The sequence below is a fragment of the Nocardia sp. NPDC004151 genome (assembly GCF_042874235.1).
GTDB lineage: Bacteria > Actinomycetota > Actinomycetes > Mycobacteriales > Mycobacteriaceae > Nocardia.
Genome location: NZ_JBIAMR010000003.1, coordinates 553746 through 569085, shown reverse-complemented (window position 1 = coordinate 569085; position 15340 = coordinate 553746). Strand labels below are relative to the sequence as shown.

Sequence of the window (15340 nt, the reverse complement as noted above, 5' to 3'; positions counted from 1 at the left end):
TACCGCCCCACCCCGCTCCGGGTGCTCAGCCGCAGCGACCTCGCGGACGTCCCGATCAGCCCCGCCGAGGTGGTACGCGCGGTCGAGGACGCGTATCTCGCACTGGCGGGCGGCGATTCGGACAACCCGCGGAAGCTGAGCGTGGCGCACCCGGACGGCTGGTCGGTCGCGTACGCCATGCTGGGCCGCGACGGCCGCCGCCGGGTGGTGGCGATGAAAACCAGCTACAAGTTCGACCCACACCACGACCGCTCCAACAAGCGGTATTTCACCACCATCTCGCTCTACGACGACTCCACGGGAACGCCCATCGCGCTGATGGATTGCGCCCGCGTCGGCGCGCTCCGCACACCCGCGGTCTCGGCCCTGCTGGTGCGCGAATGCGTCCGGCCGGGTGCGCGCAGCGCGCTGCTGATCGGCACCGGCACCCAGGGGCGCAACGCGCTGCCCCACCTGCTGGCGGCGAACCCGCAACTGAACCGGCTCATGCTCTATGGCACCCACTCCGAAGGCCTGGAAGCCGTGCATCAGCAACTGCTGCACCACCATCCGCACGCGGAACTGGAGACCGTCGACGACCCCAACGCGGCGGCGCGGGAGGCGGACGTCGTCCTCGCCACCGCGGGTCCGGGCACCCAGGTCGCCATCGACTCCGAGGATCTCGCGCCCGGCTCGACCGTGGTGCTGGTCGGCTACGGCCTGGCCCCCTCCACGCTGGTGCACGCCGACCGCGTGATCGCCACCAGCGCCGAGCAGATGGCGCTCACCGGAACCGATATGGCGGGCCCGGACGGCCGACTACGCCGGGTCGACGCCGAGCTACCCCAGATCCTGGGACATCGCGCCGTCGGCCGGATCTCCGATGACGAACGAATCTTCGTGTACAACAGCGGGCTGGTGCTCACCGATATCGCCGTCGCCCACGCGCTGGCCAATCGCGCCATTGCCGAGGGACGGGGCACCGAGGTTTCGCTCTGGGACTGATCGCCGGAATTGACCGGCTGGATTCGCCTCAGAAATTCACCCGAAACGGTTATTCGCGACATTGGTCCAATCGATAACCGCTCGGGTCTAACGTTTCGAACGATACTCATGCATGTTGGCTATCGCCGCGCCCGAGGGGCAGCCCCGCGCGCCCGAAAGGAAAAATGTCCGCCTCCACCGAGACCGTGGTCGCCCCTCCCGGTATCTCCACCATTACCGCCAGCCCGATGCCCGCGCACCGACACGCCTGGGAACAGGGGCTACTCGACCACCCGGAGGTGCTGCGGCAAATCGCCGGGCAGATCGACGGACCGTTCCACGTCATGTATCCCGACCAGGTCGTGGAGAACATTCGAGGATTCCAGCGGGTATTCACCCGGGCCGGGGTGCAGGGCTCCGTCTACTACGGGAAGAAGGCGAACAAGGCCGACTGTGTCGTCCGCGCCTGCGCCGAGGCCGGATGTGGTGTCGATGTCGCCAGCGTCGACGAACTGAACGACGCCACCCGCGGCGGTATCCCCGGGACCGACCTGATGGTCACCGGACCGGCGAAGTCGGATCGGCTGCTCGAACTCGCGACCCGGGCGCGGGCGCTGATCGCGGTCGACGATCTGGACGAGCTCACCCGGCTGAGCAAGTTCCCGGAACCGAGCCGGGTCCTGCTGCGCGTGCTGCCGCCGGGCTCCACCAGCCGGTTCGGGCTGACCGAGCAGGAACTGGATCTCGCCCTCACCGAGATCGATCGGAACATTGTTCACCTGCACGGCTTCAGTTTTCACCTCTCCGGCTACGAGGCGGCCCCGCGCGCGGCGCTCGCCCACGCGCTGATCGAACGCTGCCGCAAGGCCCGCGTCCTCGACCATCCCATCAGCACCATCTCGATCGGCGGCGGCTTCGGTGTGGACTATGTCTGCGGGGACGACTGGGAGACCTTCCGCAAGGGCGTCAATCCGCGCTGGTTCCACGGTGACCGGGCCCCCGGCGCGGGTTCCTACTACCCGTATCACTGCCCCGTTCCCGGGCCCGCCATGCTCGCCGCCATCCTCGGATCCGACGACCTCGCGGACACGCTGCGCGAAACCGGCATTCGGCTGGCGATCGAACCCGGGCGGGCGCTGCTGGACCGCGCGGGCAGCACGGTATTCGGGATCCAGGGCGTGAAAACGCGGTACGCGCACGGCGTCCCGTACGACATTCTCACCGCCAACGGGACCAGCCTCAGCCTTTCCGAACAATGGTTCAACAGTGAATACCTGCCCGACCCGGTGTTGTGGCCGCAACGCCCGGGAAATCTCACCCCGACCTGCGTCGGCGGGTCGTCCTGCCTCGAAGATGACATGCTGAGCTGGCGCCGGATCCCGCTCCCCCGGCCCGCCACCACCGATGATCTCCTTATTTACCCGAATACCGCCGGTTATCAGATGGACAGCAACGAGTCCTCATTTCACGGGCTCCCCATTCCGCCGAAGGTAGTCTTGCGAAGCTCGCCGGATCGACGACAATTCAATTGGCGCCTCGATACCGCTCTCGACGCGTTCTGAACCGTTTTCAGTCACCGCCCCGCGCCCCGCTCCAGCGACCTTCCCGAGGAGAAACACTCGATGCCGGTTATCGCCAGGCGAGTGTCCGAGCTGATCGGCCGGACCCCGCTGTTCGAGCTGGCCGTCAGCCCGGCTACCGGGACACGGCTGTTCCTGAAGCTCGAGACCATGAACCCGACCGGGACCGCCAAGATCCGGATGGCCCGGGCCATGGTGCTGGACGCGGAGCGGCGCGGGCGTTTGGGGCCGGGCGGGCACATCATCGAATCGACCTCCGGCAATACGGGTTTGGGTCTGGCGGTGGTCTCGCGCGAACGTGGATATCGCTTCACCGCGGTGGTCGACAATCACGCGTGCAAGGCCAAGCTGAACGCCATGCGGGCCATGGGCGCGACGCTCGAATTCGTCTCCGACGACGGTGACGACGGACTGTCCACCTCCGCGCGGGAGGAGCGGGCGGCGGAGCTGGCCGAACAGACCGGTGCGTACTTCCCGGCGCAGCACGCCAATCCGGCCAATGGCGTCGGATATGTCGCGCTCGCCGGGGAATTGGTGGCCGACCTCGGGCACGTCGACGTGCTGGTGGCGGCGGTCGGGACCGGCGGATCCCTGTTCGGGACGGCGCGGGGACTGCGGGAGAAGGGCTGCGATCCGCGGCTGATCGGCGTCGAGCCGGAAGGGTCCATCGCCTTCGGCGGGCCTGGGCACGACTACTGGCAGTCCGGCACGGGGACGCCGATCGGCGCCGAACCCGGGGTGCACGTGGACCAGGACCTGCACCTGATCGACGAGCGGGACCGCGTGAAGGTGTCCGACGTGAACGCCTTCGCCACCACCCGCGCGCTGGCGTCCCACCTGGGGCTGCTGATCGGCGGGTCCTCGGGCAGCTCGGTGTACGCGGCGCTCACCCGGATCGACGAATTCCCCTGCCACTCCACCGTTGTCGTGATCATCAACGACGACGGCGAGAAGTATCTGGACACGGTGTTCGACGACGAGTGGATGGCCGACCGCGACCTGCTCGACACCGAACGTGAGGCCGCGGTCACCGCCCGGCTCGACACCCATCGGCCCGCGGCCCGCCCCGACCCGCGCGAGCGCGCGGCGCTGCGGCACCTGCACTACGCGTTGCCCGACGACTACGCCGTCGAACACGGCCTCACCGGACGTCCGCTGCGCGACTACGCCGACCAGAAGGTGCCCGAGGCCACCCTGATCCACCAGCTCGAACTGGCCGACATGCCCGCGCACGAGATCGGCGAGCTGCTCGCCACCGGCGACTCCGGACTGATCTGCCTGGCCCTCGACAAGTACCGGCAGCGGCTCGAGGATCAGGCCGCCCTGGTCGCGCAACTGCTCGCGAAACTCCGTGGCACCGCGCCCGAACCGCCGGGCACCCACACCATCCTGATGCCGGACACCGCACCCACCGCCGATTCGGAATCCGGGTCCGCCACCGGTCCCGCGCCGGCCGCCGGTTCGACGGCAGTTCCCACCACCGCGACTGCGCCCGTACCCACGGACGGGGCTGCCACGAAATGACCGGGGCGCTCGGATATTCCGATCGACGACACCGGCAATCCGATGGGCGGCAACTGGCTTCGCTGGCCACCCCCATCGCCTTGACCCAGCTCGCCCAAGTCGCGGTGTCCACCACCAATATCGCGCTGATGGGAACGCTCGGAGTGCGCGAGGTGGCCGCGGGCGGGCTGGCGCTGGTGCTGTTCAACCAGATTCGGACCATGTGCGTCGGGCTGATCACCGGGACCGGGAATCAGGTGGCCACCGTGGTGAGTCGCGCCGAGAAGCAGGGGCGGCGGGCCGAGGCCCTGGTCCGGGAGGTGGTGCGGTCGAGTTTCCTGATCGCCACCGTGGCCGGATTGCTCGGCGGCGCACTGCTGATCGGGCTGGGGTGGGTGTTGCGATGGCTGGGGCAGGACGCCGACGTGCTGGCACAGGCCCGGCCGATGATGGTGGCGCTCGCGCCGGGACTGGTGCCGTGCCTGTGGTTCCAGGTGTTGCGGCAGTACACGGTCGGGATGCAGCGGCCGCAGGCGCTGCTGCTGGTGACGCTCGGGTCGGTGGCGCTGAATCTGGTGCTGGCGCTGGCGTTCATGCACGGGTGGGCCGGGCTGCCCGCGCTCGGGTTGACCGGGGTCGGCGTGGCGACCTCGCTGGTCTTCCTCATCACCTTCGGGGTGTTCTGGGCGATGGTGCGGCGGGATCCGAAACTGCGTGCGACGCTGCCGGTTCGGATGTGGCCGGTGCATTCGGCGACGGTGCGGGAGGAACTGCGGCTGGGGACGCCGATCGCGCTCACCTACGGGTCCGAGGCGGGCATGTTCTCGGTGCTGGCGCTGGTGATGGGGAGTCTCGGGGCGGCGGCGCTGGCGGCGCACAATGTCGTCTACCAGATCGTGTACATCGTGTTCCAGGTGGCGATCGGACTCTCGCACGGGGCGTCGATCCTGGTGAGCCGGGCGGTGGCGCGCGACGAGTACGCGCACGCGCGCTCGGTGGCGTGGCTGGCGCTGCGGTACGCGGGACTGGTCGCGGCGCTCACCGGGCCGGCGTACGTGCTCGCGCCGGACTGGGTGTTGAGACCGTTCTTGGCCGACAGTGATTCCGCCACCGTGCGGTTGGCGCACACCCTGCTGCTGATCGCGATCGTGCTGCAGTTCTTCGACGCCGCCCAGAACATCGGGGTGGGATTGCTGCGCGGGCTCAAGGACACCAAGGCCGGGTTCCGGCTCTCGCTGGTGGGGTACTGGGGTGTGGGATTGCCCACTGCGCTGCTACTTGCCTTCCCGGCCGGGCTGGAGGCGGCGGGTGTGTGGTGGGGGCTCACGGCCGGGCTGGCCACCACCGCTGCCTTGATGCTGCGGCGCTACTTCACCTTGCTGCATGCACGTGAGCAGGAACATCCACGAGTGCTGGCCGGTAGCCTCCGGCATTAGCCCGACATCCAAATCTCACCTTCCCGCAAGCATGTCGTCACTGGGCACGGGCAACCTGAAAGAAACGGCTTTCGCTATTCTGGCGACGAATTCGGTCAGGGGCGCAAACCACCAATGCCGGGGAGGATGTCCGTGCACATCTCGCGAGTCGCCGAACACGCCAGGGCCGATCATGTCCTGTTCCACTTCAGTGACACCCATCTGATCGCCGCCGACACCGAGCTCTACGGTGCGGTCGACGCCGAAGCGCGGCTGTCCACCCTGCTCGGCCAGGCCGAGGCCAGCGGCATCGCACCGACCGCCATCGTCTTCACCGGCGACCTCACCGACCAGGGCGAGCCCGGCGCCTACCGCAAGCTGCGGGACCTGGTCGAGCCCTGGGCCGAGCGCATCGGCGCGCCTGTCGTGTGGGTCGCGGGCAATCACGACGAGCGCGGCACCCTGCGCGAGCACCTGCTCGACGAAACCCCGTCCGCCGCACCGTTCGACGTCGTCCACATGTTCGACGGCCTGCGCATCATCGCCCTCGACACCACGGTCCCGGGCCACCACTGGGGTGAGATCAGCGACGCCCAATTGACCTGGTTGCGAGACGTTCTCGCCGAACCCGCCCCCTTCGGCACCATCCTCGCCATGCACCACCCGCCGATCCCCTGCGTCCAGGACCTGGCCGTCCTGGTGGAGCTACGCGACCAGCGCCGCCTCGCCGACGTCCTCGACGGCACCGACGTGCGCGCCATTCTGGCCGGCCACCTGCACCTTTCGAGCCACGCCACCTTCGCGAGCATCCCCGTCTCGGTGGCGTCGGCCACCTGCTACAGCCAGGACATGGCGGCCGCCGAGGGCGGCCAGCGCGGCCGCGACGGCGCGCAGGCCTTCAACTACGTGCACATCTACCCCGACACCATCGTCCACTCGGTGGTCCCGATCGGCCACGGCCCCACCGTCGGCAAGCCCGCCGATCCGGAGCAGGCGGCCGCCCGTCTCGCCGACGCCGGCATCGTCATCCCGCCCGCGGCCCGCATCCCCCACGTCCTGCGCCGCCGGACCGAGGCCTCCGAGTCCGACGGCGAAACGGTTCTCTGACGGCGCCGGTCTGAACCCGAGCGCTGTTGGCGCTTTTCACACCGTTCGTCCGGTGCGATTGTAGGAACCGCGAATCCAGCTGCAACCAGGGCGAACATCCACGGTCATCGCAATACCTTCGGCATCCAGGTTCGGGCAGCGAAGCCCGGCACCTGCGCGGCCAGGAGGGCCTGCTCCAGCAGGGCGGCCTGAGCGCGCTGGTGCCGGGCGTCAACGGCATTGCCCCCATGGAGGATTCGGCGAAGCAGGTCGCGACCTTCGTCGACAAGGTGCTCGCGTCGACCGGCGCGCACAAGGTCGACATCATCGGCCACTCGCAGGGCGGCCCGGTCGCCGACCAGTATCTGAAGTTCGGCGGCGGTGCGAGCAAGGTCGACCAGCTCATCACCTTCGGCGCGACGCACCACGGCACCAGCCTCGACGGCATCGCCACCCTGGGCCGGCGTCTCACCGACATGGGTTTCAACGCACTGGGATTCAGCCGGCTCCTGGTCGGTGAGGGCCTGATCGAACAGGTCGCCGGATCCACGTTCTACGCGACCCTCAACGCCTCCGGCGACACCGTCGCGGGCGTCCACTACACCAGCGTCGCCACCAACCACGACGAGATCTCCACCCCGTACGCCGCCACCTTCCTGACCGCGGGCCCCGGCGCGACCGTGAACAACGTGACGCTCCAGGACGGCTGCGGCATAGACCTCTCCGACCACCTGTCGATGATGTACTCCCAGCGCGCGGTCTCCATCGCGCTGCGCGCCCTCGACCCGTCCGGCCACCCGAACCTGGTCTGCGCCTTCAACCCTTACGCCCTCTGAGCCCCGAGCCCGTATCCGAGGCACAAGGTAAGCGTCGGATACGGGCCTCCACCGCCGACGGAGTCCGACCGACTGCCGGCACGATTCGAGTAGTCGAGTACTCGCGCTGCCTCGCTGCCCGACGACGATGATCAGAGCTTCCCTCGTGCACGACCACCGAGTGAGGATCGAGGATCAGCCATGACCAAGAACGTGCGCCTCGGCATCATCCGGGCTCGGCACAACTCCGCCGTCCCGGTCATCCCCGATGCCGCATGCATCGCCATGCTCATGACCGGTGAGCACGCGGTCCTGAAGTACTGGATCAACACCACCCGTGGACATCTGGATTTCATCGACTCGCCGATGTTTCCGTGGGTGGACGTGACGCTGGGCGCCGACACCAGCCGGGCGGCACAGGCCAAGGCCGCCGTGGACGCGCTGCTCGCCAAGTTCCCCGATCCCAACCCGCTGGCCGGGCTGGACGGCCTGATCGTGCTGATCCATCCCGGAGCCGCCGGTTTCGGCGCCGGCGCCACCGGCGTTGCCGGTTTACCCACCGCGGTCCTCTCGGCCGGATTCAGCAATCACACGTTCATGTGCCACGAGACCGGTCACGTGCTCGGCTTCCAGCACACCTTCGGGCTGGACAACAACGGCACGGACTGGGACCCCAACGACGCCACGATCATCGTCGGCCCCGAATACGGCTCCCCCTACGACCTGATGTCCTCGGCGTCGTTCGGCAGCCGCTGGCTGGGCGCGGGGCCGACCTACTCGGCCTCGCCGACCTTCGCCGGACCGGCCATCGCCGGCTGGCCCAATGCCGGCGCCTTCTCCATGGGACCGCATCTGTCGCGGGCGAACCTGCACCTGCACCTGCCCGATGCGCTGGCCGGCCGGGTCGTCGAGCAGGCCTTTCCGCAAGCCGGCGCGACTGTCACCGCCCGACTGGTGCCCGCCTCGGCCTCCACCGGTACGTGCCTGCTCATCCTGCATCCGCCGGGTGAGCCGCCCAGCGGCGCGGGCCGGGTGTACGTGGAGTACCGCATCCCGGAAGGCTGGGACGCGGGATTGGATCCGGTCGGCCCCAGCCTGTCTCGCTCCGGCGTGGTCGTGCACTCGCTCGTCGATCAGCCGAATGTCGGCCTACGCGCGTGGTATCGCGGCAGCATCCCCACGGTGTCGATGGACCGCGATGTCACCGTCGCCATGACCCCGCTGGTCGTCCGCACCGACCACGTCGACGACCACTGGGTCGACGTGGCCGTAACCGTCGGCACCGAACGCCGGGTCGACATCGCGCGGGGAAACCACTCCGACGACATGGTCGGTGTCATCGGAGAAGTCCAGCAGTCGAACAGCCCCTGCGGCGATCCGATCCGGAAGGGCTCGTTCGCGACGGCGACGACCGACCAGTTCGGCCTGCGCACAACAGGTTTCGGTGGGGTCGGAGAGCCCGTCGCGCCGGCGGCCACGGTCTCCTGGACGGTGGGCGGTGTGCCGGCGCCAGGCCCCAGCGGGAAGGTCGACGTACCCGTCGGCGACGTGACCTTCCCGATCGACTACACCATCGACCCCGTGGTGTTCGAGTTGCAACTCACCTCGCGGGGCGGGGAACGCTACGAAACACCGGTCGCGGTCACCGTCACCGGCGACGGCGCCACCGCCACGGCGAGCGCCACATTCAGCGCCCTGGGCTGGTTCGACGGCATCCACCCCGATGACGTCGAGGCTCTGGGCAACTGCCTGCGGCGGATCGCCGACCGCTACCGTGTCGCGCCGCCCCCGTTCCGCAAACCCAGTCCCGACCCGCCCTGGACGCCGCCGGTGCTCCGGCGCCTGGCCGACGTGCGATGGTTCGACAAGGCGGTGCGACTGCTCGACGAGCTGCCGGGCCTGGAGGCCGAGGGCCGCAGCGCACTTCTACAGATCACGTCGTCACAGGTTCAACCGGTCCCCACGCTGCTGGATCGACTCGGGGCGGACGGCATCGATTTCAGCGTGCCGGAAGCCGAGCTGACCGATTGGCTCGACGACCCCGAATTCACGCCGTACCCGGCGATGGCCGAGGCGCTGCTGAAGCTGTTGGATGGCAATCGACTTCGACGCCCGGTGTTCCTGGATGTGATCGTCTTCAACTACGAGAATTCGCCGGGAAACCCATCGCCTCGCAGGGTGGAAGACGTCGACATGCACGTGCTGAAGGCGGCCGTCGTCGACGGGTCGAACACTCGATACGGTGAGGCGGGTTCGGATTTCGGCGAGCTGCTCAGCGTCCGGTAGCCGAACCCCGAAGCCGATCAGGGAGTCGGACGCGGCCATTCGATCTGGGTGGGGTGGGTCGGGCCGTTGTCTTCGGTGGAGAAGTCGGGGCTGGGGTTGAAGAAGCTCCAGATGATGCCGAGGACCAGGATGATCCAGAGCAGGACCTTGCCGGCCTGCGAGACCAGGAGGGGGCGGGTCGGGGAGGCGGGGGTGAAGCCGGGCGGGAGGGCCGCCTCCGGTTCGGGGAGGGGGCCGTCACCGAAGACCTGCTTGAGGTAGGTGGGGGTGAGCATGAGCCAGTAGGCCTCGGTGCGGATCTGGACGCGCAGGACGGCCGCGGTGGCTTGGAAGAGGGCGGCGGGCATGCGCCCGGTGATCAGCACGATCAGCCAGACGATCGGGGAGATGACCATCCAGCCGGTGGACAGCCAGGTGGCCAGCAGCTGGATGGGGAAGCCCAGGATGAAGCGGAACAATACGGCCCAGCGGTTCAGGCGGGTGGGGGCCGGGAACAACACGCGCACCGGGTAATTCACATCGGTGTCGACGGTGAACGGCGGATACTCGTCGACCAGCAGGTACAGGTAGCCCTCGACCCGGGCCGTGTAGGCGAGCGTCCAGCGCAGGTAGTCGCCGCACCACTGCGGCAGAGCGCCGGTGAACAAGGCGCCGAACCAGCCGCAGATCGCCACCACGATCTGGCCCAGCGTCAGGATGAACAGCACGAACAGGTGCGGGATGGCCAGGATCAGGCGGAGCAGCACGGTCCAGCGGCGCTGTTGCGCGGGCGGGAAGATATCGAGATCGACACTGGGTTCCGGCATCGGCTGCACCGGCATCGAAGCCGGCGGCATCGGCGGATATTCGACCATGGCGCACACTCGCTTCCTGGTCCGCTACGGCGGGAAATGACGTTTCCTGGTCAGCGTCCCACAAGAATTAAGGAGCGCGCCGAGGGCGCGCTCCACGAATTCAGGACTATGGGTTGGAATCGGGTGGCATTCAGTCGATCTTGACACCCAGGCCGTAGTCGAGGGTGTTGTGACCGACCGAGGTCACCACCAGCTCGTAGGAACCGTTCACCGGCAAGGTGACCTTGGCCCACTGCTGCTGGTTGGCCAGCGTCCCGGTCGGGCCCTTGATGGTGACCACGGTGTCCGACCAGTACGGCGCGGCACTGATGATCATCGTCTGCCCACCCCGGGCATCGAGCCGATAGGTGTCATTGCTCCACCCCTGCAGGTGGCCGCTGACGAAGGCATTGTCGGTGCCCTTGGCGAAATGGATCTGACGCGCGCTGTCCGCGGCGGCCGGACCCGTGCCGAGAACGGTGGCGGTGGTCGTGGCGGCGGCGAGAACAGCGGCGGCGAGGAATTTCTTGTTCATGCCATCGATGGTCGGAGCCGCCACCAATCGGATTCCAACCAAACACTATCGGCCGGAATCCGGGCGGAGCGCGCGGCGGGTCAGGCCGCGCCGGATTCGAAGGCCGTCATGGTCCCCGCGATGGTGTCGGGCTTTTCCCAGGGGGCAGGTTCAGGGAAGTAGGTTTCCAGGAATTGCGAGACGGCGCGGACGCGTTCGGCTTCCGGGACCTCCGGGAAGCTGCCGTCGTTGAGGCAGAAGAAGTCGACGTTGCGGCGTTTGGCGAGGCCGTCGAGGAGGGCCAGGCCGGTGTAGCTGGTGGTGTCGACGTAGCGCATCTTCGCGGCTTCCTGGGGGACGGCGCGGCCGGTGAGCAGGGCGTAGTAGTGGTAGAGGGAATTGGTGACCGAGATGTCGGTGGCGGCGCGGAAGCGGCTGGCCCGGGTGCGGGCGAAGTCCTCGGCGAAGGCCTGCTCCATTTCCAGCAGGACGCTGCGGCGCAAGGGAACCGGGGTGTGCTCGAGGTGACGGGTGATCACGTGACCGAAGCGCTGGGACAGCAGGTCTCGGTTGACGCGGGCCGCGTTCTCGAAACCGCTGCGCCGCTCATTGTTCGCGCCCGGGCCGATCCGGGTGCCCGCCTCGATGTAGCGGCTGATGCCCGCGGGCGTGAAGAACATGGAGGGGCGCACCGGGCGCGCGAAGAACATGTCGTCGTTGGAGTAGAGGAAATGCTCCGACAAACCCTCGATGTGCTGCAATTGGCATTCCACCGCATGGGAATTGAAGATCGGCAGACCGCTGATATCCGAGAAATGATCCACGGCACGGACGATGGTGACCTTCGGGTCGTCGCCGAGCCAGTCGGGGACACGGGAATCGGTGGCGATGAAGATGCGGCGGATCCACGGAACGTTCTTGTGCACCGAGCGCAGGGCGTAGCGCAGTTCGTCGATCTGGCGGATGCGGGCGTCGGCCTCGTCACCCTCGCCGACCACCACCTGCGCCAGCATTCCCGCACGGCGGGCCCGGAATTCGGGGTCGGAACCGTCCACCCAGGAGAACACGATGTCGATGTCGAAGCCGACGTCGGCGGTGTTGGGGGTGAACATGCCGGCCAGGGTGGGCCAGCTGGCGTCATAGAGGAGCACGGTCGAGGGCGCCACGTCGGCGACGTCGAAGACCATGCGGGTCAGCGCGTTCGGCCGCGGGCATTCCACGGTGTCGCCGTGATACTCCCACAGTTCCAGTTCCACGTGATGCGCCGGATCCAGGTCACGGCCGAGCCGGAAGACATTGTGCGGCTTCTCATTGCACGAGAAGCCGGCGACCATGGCCGCCCCCAGCACCCGTCTGAGCGCGGCTCGGTGGCCGCTGTCCACGGCCAGCACCAGCCGATGGTCGGCATCGCGAACCAGCAGGTAGGGGACGTCCGCGGCGGCCAGTTCGGCGCGCAGGTAACGCAGGTCGTCGATCACCGGTTGGGATACCACCAGATTCGCGACCGTCGCGCTGCCCACCATCTCCACCATCTCCGGCTGCTGCCCCGCACCCATATCCGCCATCGCCGTCTCCGCTCTCTTCGTGCTGTTCACCTCACGTCTTCGCGGCGTCACGCCGGCACGGCCGCCTACCGGCCCGGGATACGCCCGAGCCGGTACACGCCGTGAAATCTGTTGTGCAGTCAGAAGAACGGAGCGGACGGTGCTTCGGGTGTGTTTCCACGGGCGATCTTCACCGGGCGGTCATCGGCCGGTTACTCGCGTGACCTCGCTGGGTCGAGGGACTGTAACGAATGATGCAACCGTTATCGCTTCTCGTCAATCCGTTTCCCCGCAGGTCCAGAGGTGTTTTCACAGTCGTAACGGATGAAACACCCATATCCGGCAAGCCCCGGAGGCCGCCGCGGAGACCAGCGGGCCACTGCGGCAACGGCATACACTTGCGGACAGCACAGTCCAGCCCGCTGTGCGGACCCGGATGGTGAGGGGACACAGATGGTAGCCGACGCCCGGGAACGTCAGGAGCCCTCGACGGACACGCAACCCGACCACCCCGAACTGGACGTTCTACCCGAGTGGCCGCAGGACACCATCGCGGTGCTGGTGACCACCGATCCCGCCCCGCACGCCATTCCCGTCTCCTGGCCGGTACGCGCCGGCGACCGCCGAATCCTGCTCAGCCTCAAGTCCGATCGCGGCTCGCTGGCCCGGCTGCGGGAGCGGCCGGAGCTGGCGCTGCTCATCCTGGGCGGCGGCAATGTGGCGTTGTGCGCCCGCGGCACCGGCAAGGTGATCGCGGATCCGCTGCCTGGCGCGGACGATTACGTGGCGGTGGAATTGACCGTCGACGTGATCGACGACCACCGTCAGTCGGCCTTCGCGGTCGTCTCGGGAATTCAGCGCACCGTCATCGACGACACCGAACTACGCTATCTGGAGAATCGGGTCGCCACCCTCGAAGCAATGGCGGCCGACCGCAACTGAGATCGAAGGAGATCGTGTGTCTGTCAGCTTGGCCAAGGGCGGAAATGTCTCGCTGTCCAAACAGGCCCCGAATCTGACCAAGGTCGCGGTGGCACTGGGCTGGGATGTGCGCACCACCACCGGCGCCGACTATGACCTCGACGCCAGCGCTCTGGCCTGCGGATCCAACCAGCGCGTGCTGTCGGACGCGCACTTCATCTTCTACAACAACCTGCGCTCCCCCGAAGGCACCATCGAGCACACCGGCGACAACCTCACCGGCGCGGGCGACGGCGACGACGAGGTGATCAATGTCGACCTGGCCGCCATGCCGCCGACCATCACCAATATCTTCTTCCCCGTCTCCATCCACGAGGCCGACGTCCGCCGCCAGTCCTTCGGCCAGGTCCGCAATGCCTACATCCGCGTCATCGACGCGGTCACCAACTCCGAACTGGCCCGCTTCGACCTCAGCGAGGACGCCTCCACCGAAACCGCCATGGTCTTCGGTGAGCTCTACCGCCACGGCCCCGAGTGGAAGTTCCGCGCCATCGGCCAGGGCTACGCCTCCGGCCTGGCCGGCATCGCCCGCGACTACGGCGTGAACGTATGATCGTCGCCTTCTCGGTGACACCCCTGGGCGTCGGCGCGGACGTGGGCCGCGCCGTCGCCGAGGCCGTCCGCATCGTGCGCGCCAGCGGCCTCCCCAACGAGACCAACTCCATGTTCACCACCCTCGAGGGTGACTGGGACGAGGTCATGGCCGTGGTCAAACAGGCCACCGACGCCATCACCGCGGTCGCCCCGCGCTGCAGCCTGGTCCTCAAGGCCGACATCCGCCCGGGCGTCACCGACGCGATGACAGCCAAGGTCGACACCGTCGAGCGCTATCTCGCCGACAACTGATCCAAACTTGGCGACAGGATGTCGCCAAGAGTGCTATCTTGGAGACACGCCGTCGCCAAGATAGGAGTTCACGGTGCCCAGAATCGACGCACCGACCGTGGCCGAGCATCGCGCCAATCAGGAGCAGGTGCTGCTCCGAGCCGCACGGGAACTGCTGCTGGACAAGGGCGTCGGAGCGGTCACCCCGGCAGCGGTAGGCGCGGCGGCAGGGCTGGCGCGCAGCAGTGTGTACAAGTACTTCCGGTCCGGTGAGGAAATCCTCGCGCGCATCGTCGCCGATTCCTTCGACGAGTGGGCGGAAGCCGTTCGCGCCGCGATGGATCGGGTGGACGGAGCCGACGCGCGGATCGCGACCTATGTGCGGGCCAGTCTGGAGGCGGCGCGCGCGGGGACCCATCGCATCGCCGTGCTCGGGGGCAACGGACTCACCGATAACGCGGCGCGGGAACAGATTTCGCGGGCACACCGGGAACTGTCGGAGCCGTTGCGGCAGGCGCTGGCCGCACGGGGGGACGCCGAGCCGGAGCTGATGGCCGAACTCGTGGACGGCGCGCTCGGGCGCGCCATCGACCGGATCGACGCCGGGGACGGCTTCGACCGGGTTCTCGACGGCACCGCGCGATTCATCGGTCGCGCTTTGGATATCGCGAATCTCGAGGACTAGCAATGTTCGTCGTCATCAACGAACTGTTCGTGGCCGATGCCGATACACCGGTGTTCGAGCGGAATTTCGGGGCAAGCATGCACGGCACGCTCGCCGGGGTGCCGGGGCTGCTCCGCGCGCGGCTGCTCGGTCCTCGCGACGACGACCGGGCTTACCTGTCCATACTCGAATTCGCCGACGAGGACGCGTATGCGCGATTCCTGACCTCGGACGCCTTTGCCGCCGCCCATCGATGGCCCGGCCACGCGCCGATCCGGAGTAGCCGGCTGACCACCTATACGACGGTGACCGAGGTCGGCGGGAAATGATA

General features: G+C 67.9%; 14 protein-coding genes and 1 pseudogene. 12 read left to right on the top strand and 3 right to left on the bottom strand.

Annotated elements, in window-relative coordinates; all coding sequences use genetic code 11:
- Positions 1 to 21: 21 nt before the first annotated feature.
- The 7 genes and pseudogenes from ACFYTS_RS09945 to ACFYTS_RS09915 all read left to right on the top strand — a co-directional run bounded on the left by ACFYTS_RS09945 (position 22) and on the right by ACFYTS_RS09915 (position 9648).
- Positions 22 to 984, top strand: a complete 963-nt coding sequence (locus ACFYTS_RS09945; RefSeq protein ID WP_357280850.1) for an ornithine cyclodeaminase family protein — start codon at positions 22 to 24, stop codon at positions 982 to 984.
- A gap of 164 nt (positions 985 to 1148) precedes the next feature.
- The gene (locus ACFYTS_RS09940; RefSeq protein ID WP_387302585.1) at positions 1149 to 2525 is read left to right on the top strand and encodes a Y4yA family PLP-dependent enzyme; all 1377 of its coding nucleotides are present in this window, start codon (positions 1149 to 1151) and stop codon (positions 2523 to 2525) included.
- Positions 2526 to 2585: 60 nt separating this feature from the next.
- A pseudogene (locus tag ACFYTS_RS09935) lies at positions 2586 to 3617 on the top strand (PLP-dependent cysteine synthase family protein); the annotation flags it as partial.
- A 446-nt stretch (positions 3618 to 4063) separates the two neighbouring features.
- A complete protein-coding gene (locus ACFYTS_RS09930; RefSeq protein WP_387302583.1) occupies positions 4064 to 5482 on the top strand; it encodes an MATE family efflux transporter in 1419 nt (472 codons plus the stop codon).
- A 132-nt stretch (positions 5483 to 5614) separates the two neighbouring features.
- Positions 5615 to 6568, top strand: a complete 954-nt coding sequence (locus ACFYTS_RS09925) for a metallophosphoesterase (RefSeq protein ID WP_387302580.1) — start codon at positions 5615 to 5617, stop codon at positions 6566 to 6568.
- A 227-nt stretch (positions 6569 to 6795) separates the two neighbouring features.
- A complete protein-coding gene (locus ACFYTS_RS09920; RefSeq protein WP_387302577.1) occupies positions 6796 to 7383 on the top strand; it encodes a lipase family alpha/beta hydrolase in 588 nt (195 codons plus the stop codon).
- A 180-nt stretch (positions 7384 to 7563) separates the two neighbouring features.
- Positions 7564 to 9648, top strand: coding sequence for a hypothetical protein (locus ACFYTS_RS09915; RefSeq protein WP_387302574.1), 2085 nt, complete (start codon positions 7564 to 7566; stop codon positions 9646 to 9648).
- A gap of 17 nt (positions 9649 to 9665) precedes the next feature.
- On the opposite strand, the gene ACFYTS_RS09910 is transcribed toward ACFYTS_RS09915, so the two are convergent.
- The 3 genes from ACFYTS_RS09910 to ACFYTS_RS09900 all read right to left on the bottom strand — a co-directional run bounded on the left by ACFYTS_RS09910 (position 9666) and on the right by ACFYTS_RS09900 (position 12551).
- Positions 9666 to 10454 carry a DUF4389 domain-containing protein gene (locus ACFYTS_RS09910; RefSeq protein WP_387302572.1) on the bottom strand — a complete coding sequence of 263 codons (789 nt, stop codon included), beginning with the start codon at positions 10452 to 10454 and terminating at the stop codon, positions 9666 to 9668.
- Positions 10455 to 10632: 178 nt separating this feature from the next.
- Positions 10633 to 11016 (bottom strand): hypothetical protein, encoded by a 384-nt coding sequence (locus tag ACFYTS_RS09905; RefSeq protein WP_357280370.1) that lies wholly within the window; start codon positions 11014 to 11016, stop codon positions 10633 to 10635.
- An 80-nt stretch (positions 11017 to 11096) separates the two neighbouring features.
- Positions 11097 to 12551, bottom strand: coding sequence for a stealth family protein (locus tag ACFYTS_RS09900; RefSeq protein ID WP_387302885.1), 1455 nt, complete (start codon positions 12549 to 12551; stop codon positions 11097 to 11099).
- Positions 12552 to 12992: 441 nt separating this feature from the next.
- On the opposite strand from ACFYTS_RS09900, the gene ACFYTS_RS09895 reads away from it, so the two are divergent.
- From ACFYTS_RS09895 to ACFYTS_RS09875, 5 genes are all read left to right on the top strand, one after another.
- Positions 12993 to 13481: a hypothetical protein gene (locus tag ACFYTS_RS09895; protein ID WP_387302569.1), complete on the top strand. Its 489-nt coding sequence runs from the start codon at positions 12993 to 12995 to the stop codon at positions 13479 to 13481.
- A 16-nt stretch (positions 13482 to 13497) separates the two neighbouring features.
- Positions 13498 to 14073, top strand: a complete 576-nt coding sequence (locus ACFYTS_RS09890; RefSeq protein WP_357280374.1) for a TerD family protein — start codon at positions 13498 to 13500, stop codon at positions 14071 to 14073.
- Complete coding sequence (locus ACFYTS_RS09885) at positions 14070 to 14366, top strand: MTH1187 family thiamine-binding protein (protein WP_357280376.1); 297 nt, start codon at positions 14070 to 14072, stop codon at positions 14364 to 14366. Before ACFYTS_RS09890 ends, ACFYTS_RS09885 begins: the two co-directional genes overlap by 4 nt.
- Before the next feature lie 73 nt (positions 14367 to 14439).
- Positions 14440 to 15030 (top strand): TetR family transcriptional regulator, encoded by a 591-nt coding sequence (locus tag ACFYTS_RS09880; protein WP_357280379.1) that lies wholly within the window; start codon positions 14440 to 14442, stop codon positions 15028 to 15030.
- Between the two features lie 2 nt (positions 15031 to 15032).
- Positions 15033 to 15338, top strand: coding sequence for an antibiotic biosynthesis monooxygenase family protein (locus ACFYTS_RS09875; RefSeq protein ID WP_387302566.1), 306 nt, complete (start codon positions 15033 to 15035; stop codon positions 15336 to 15338).
- Positions 15339 to 15340 lie beyond the last annotated feature (2 nt).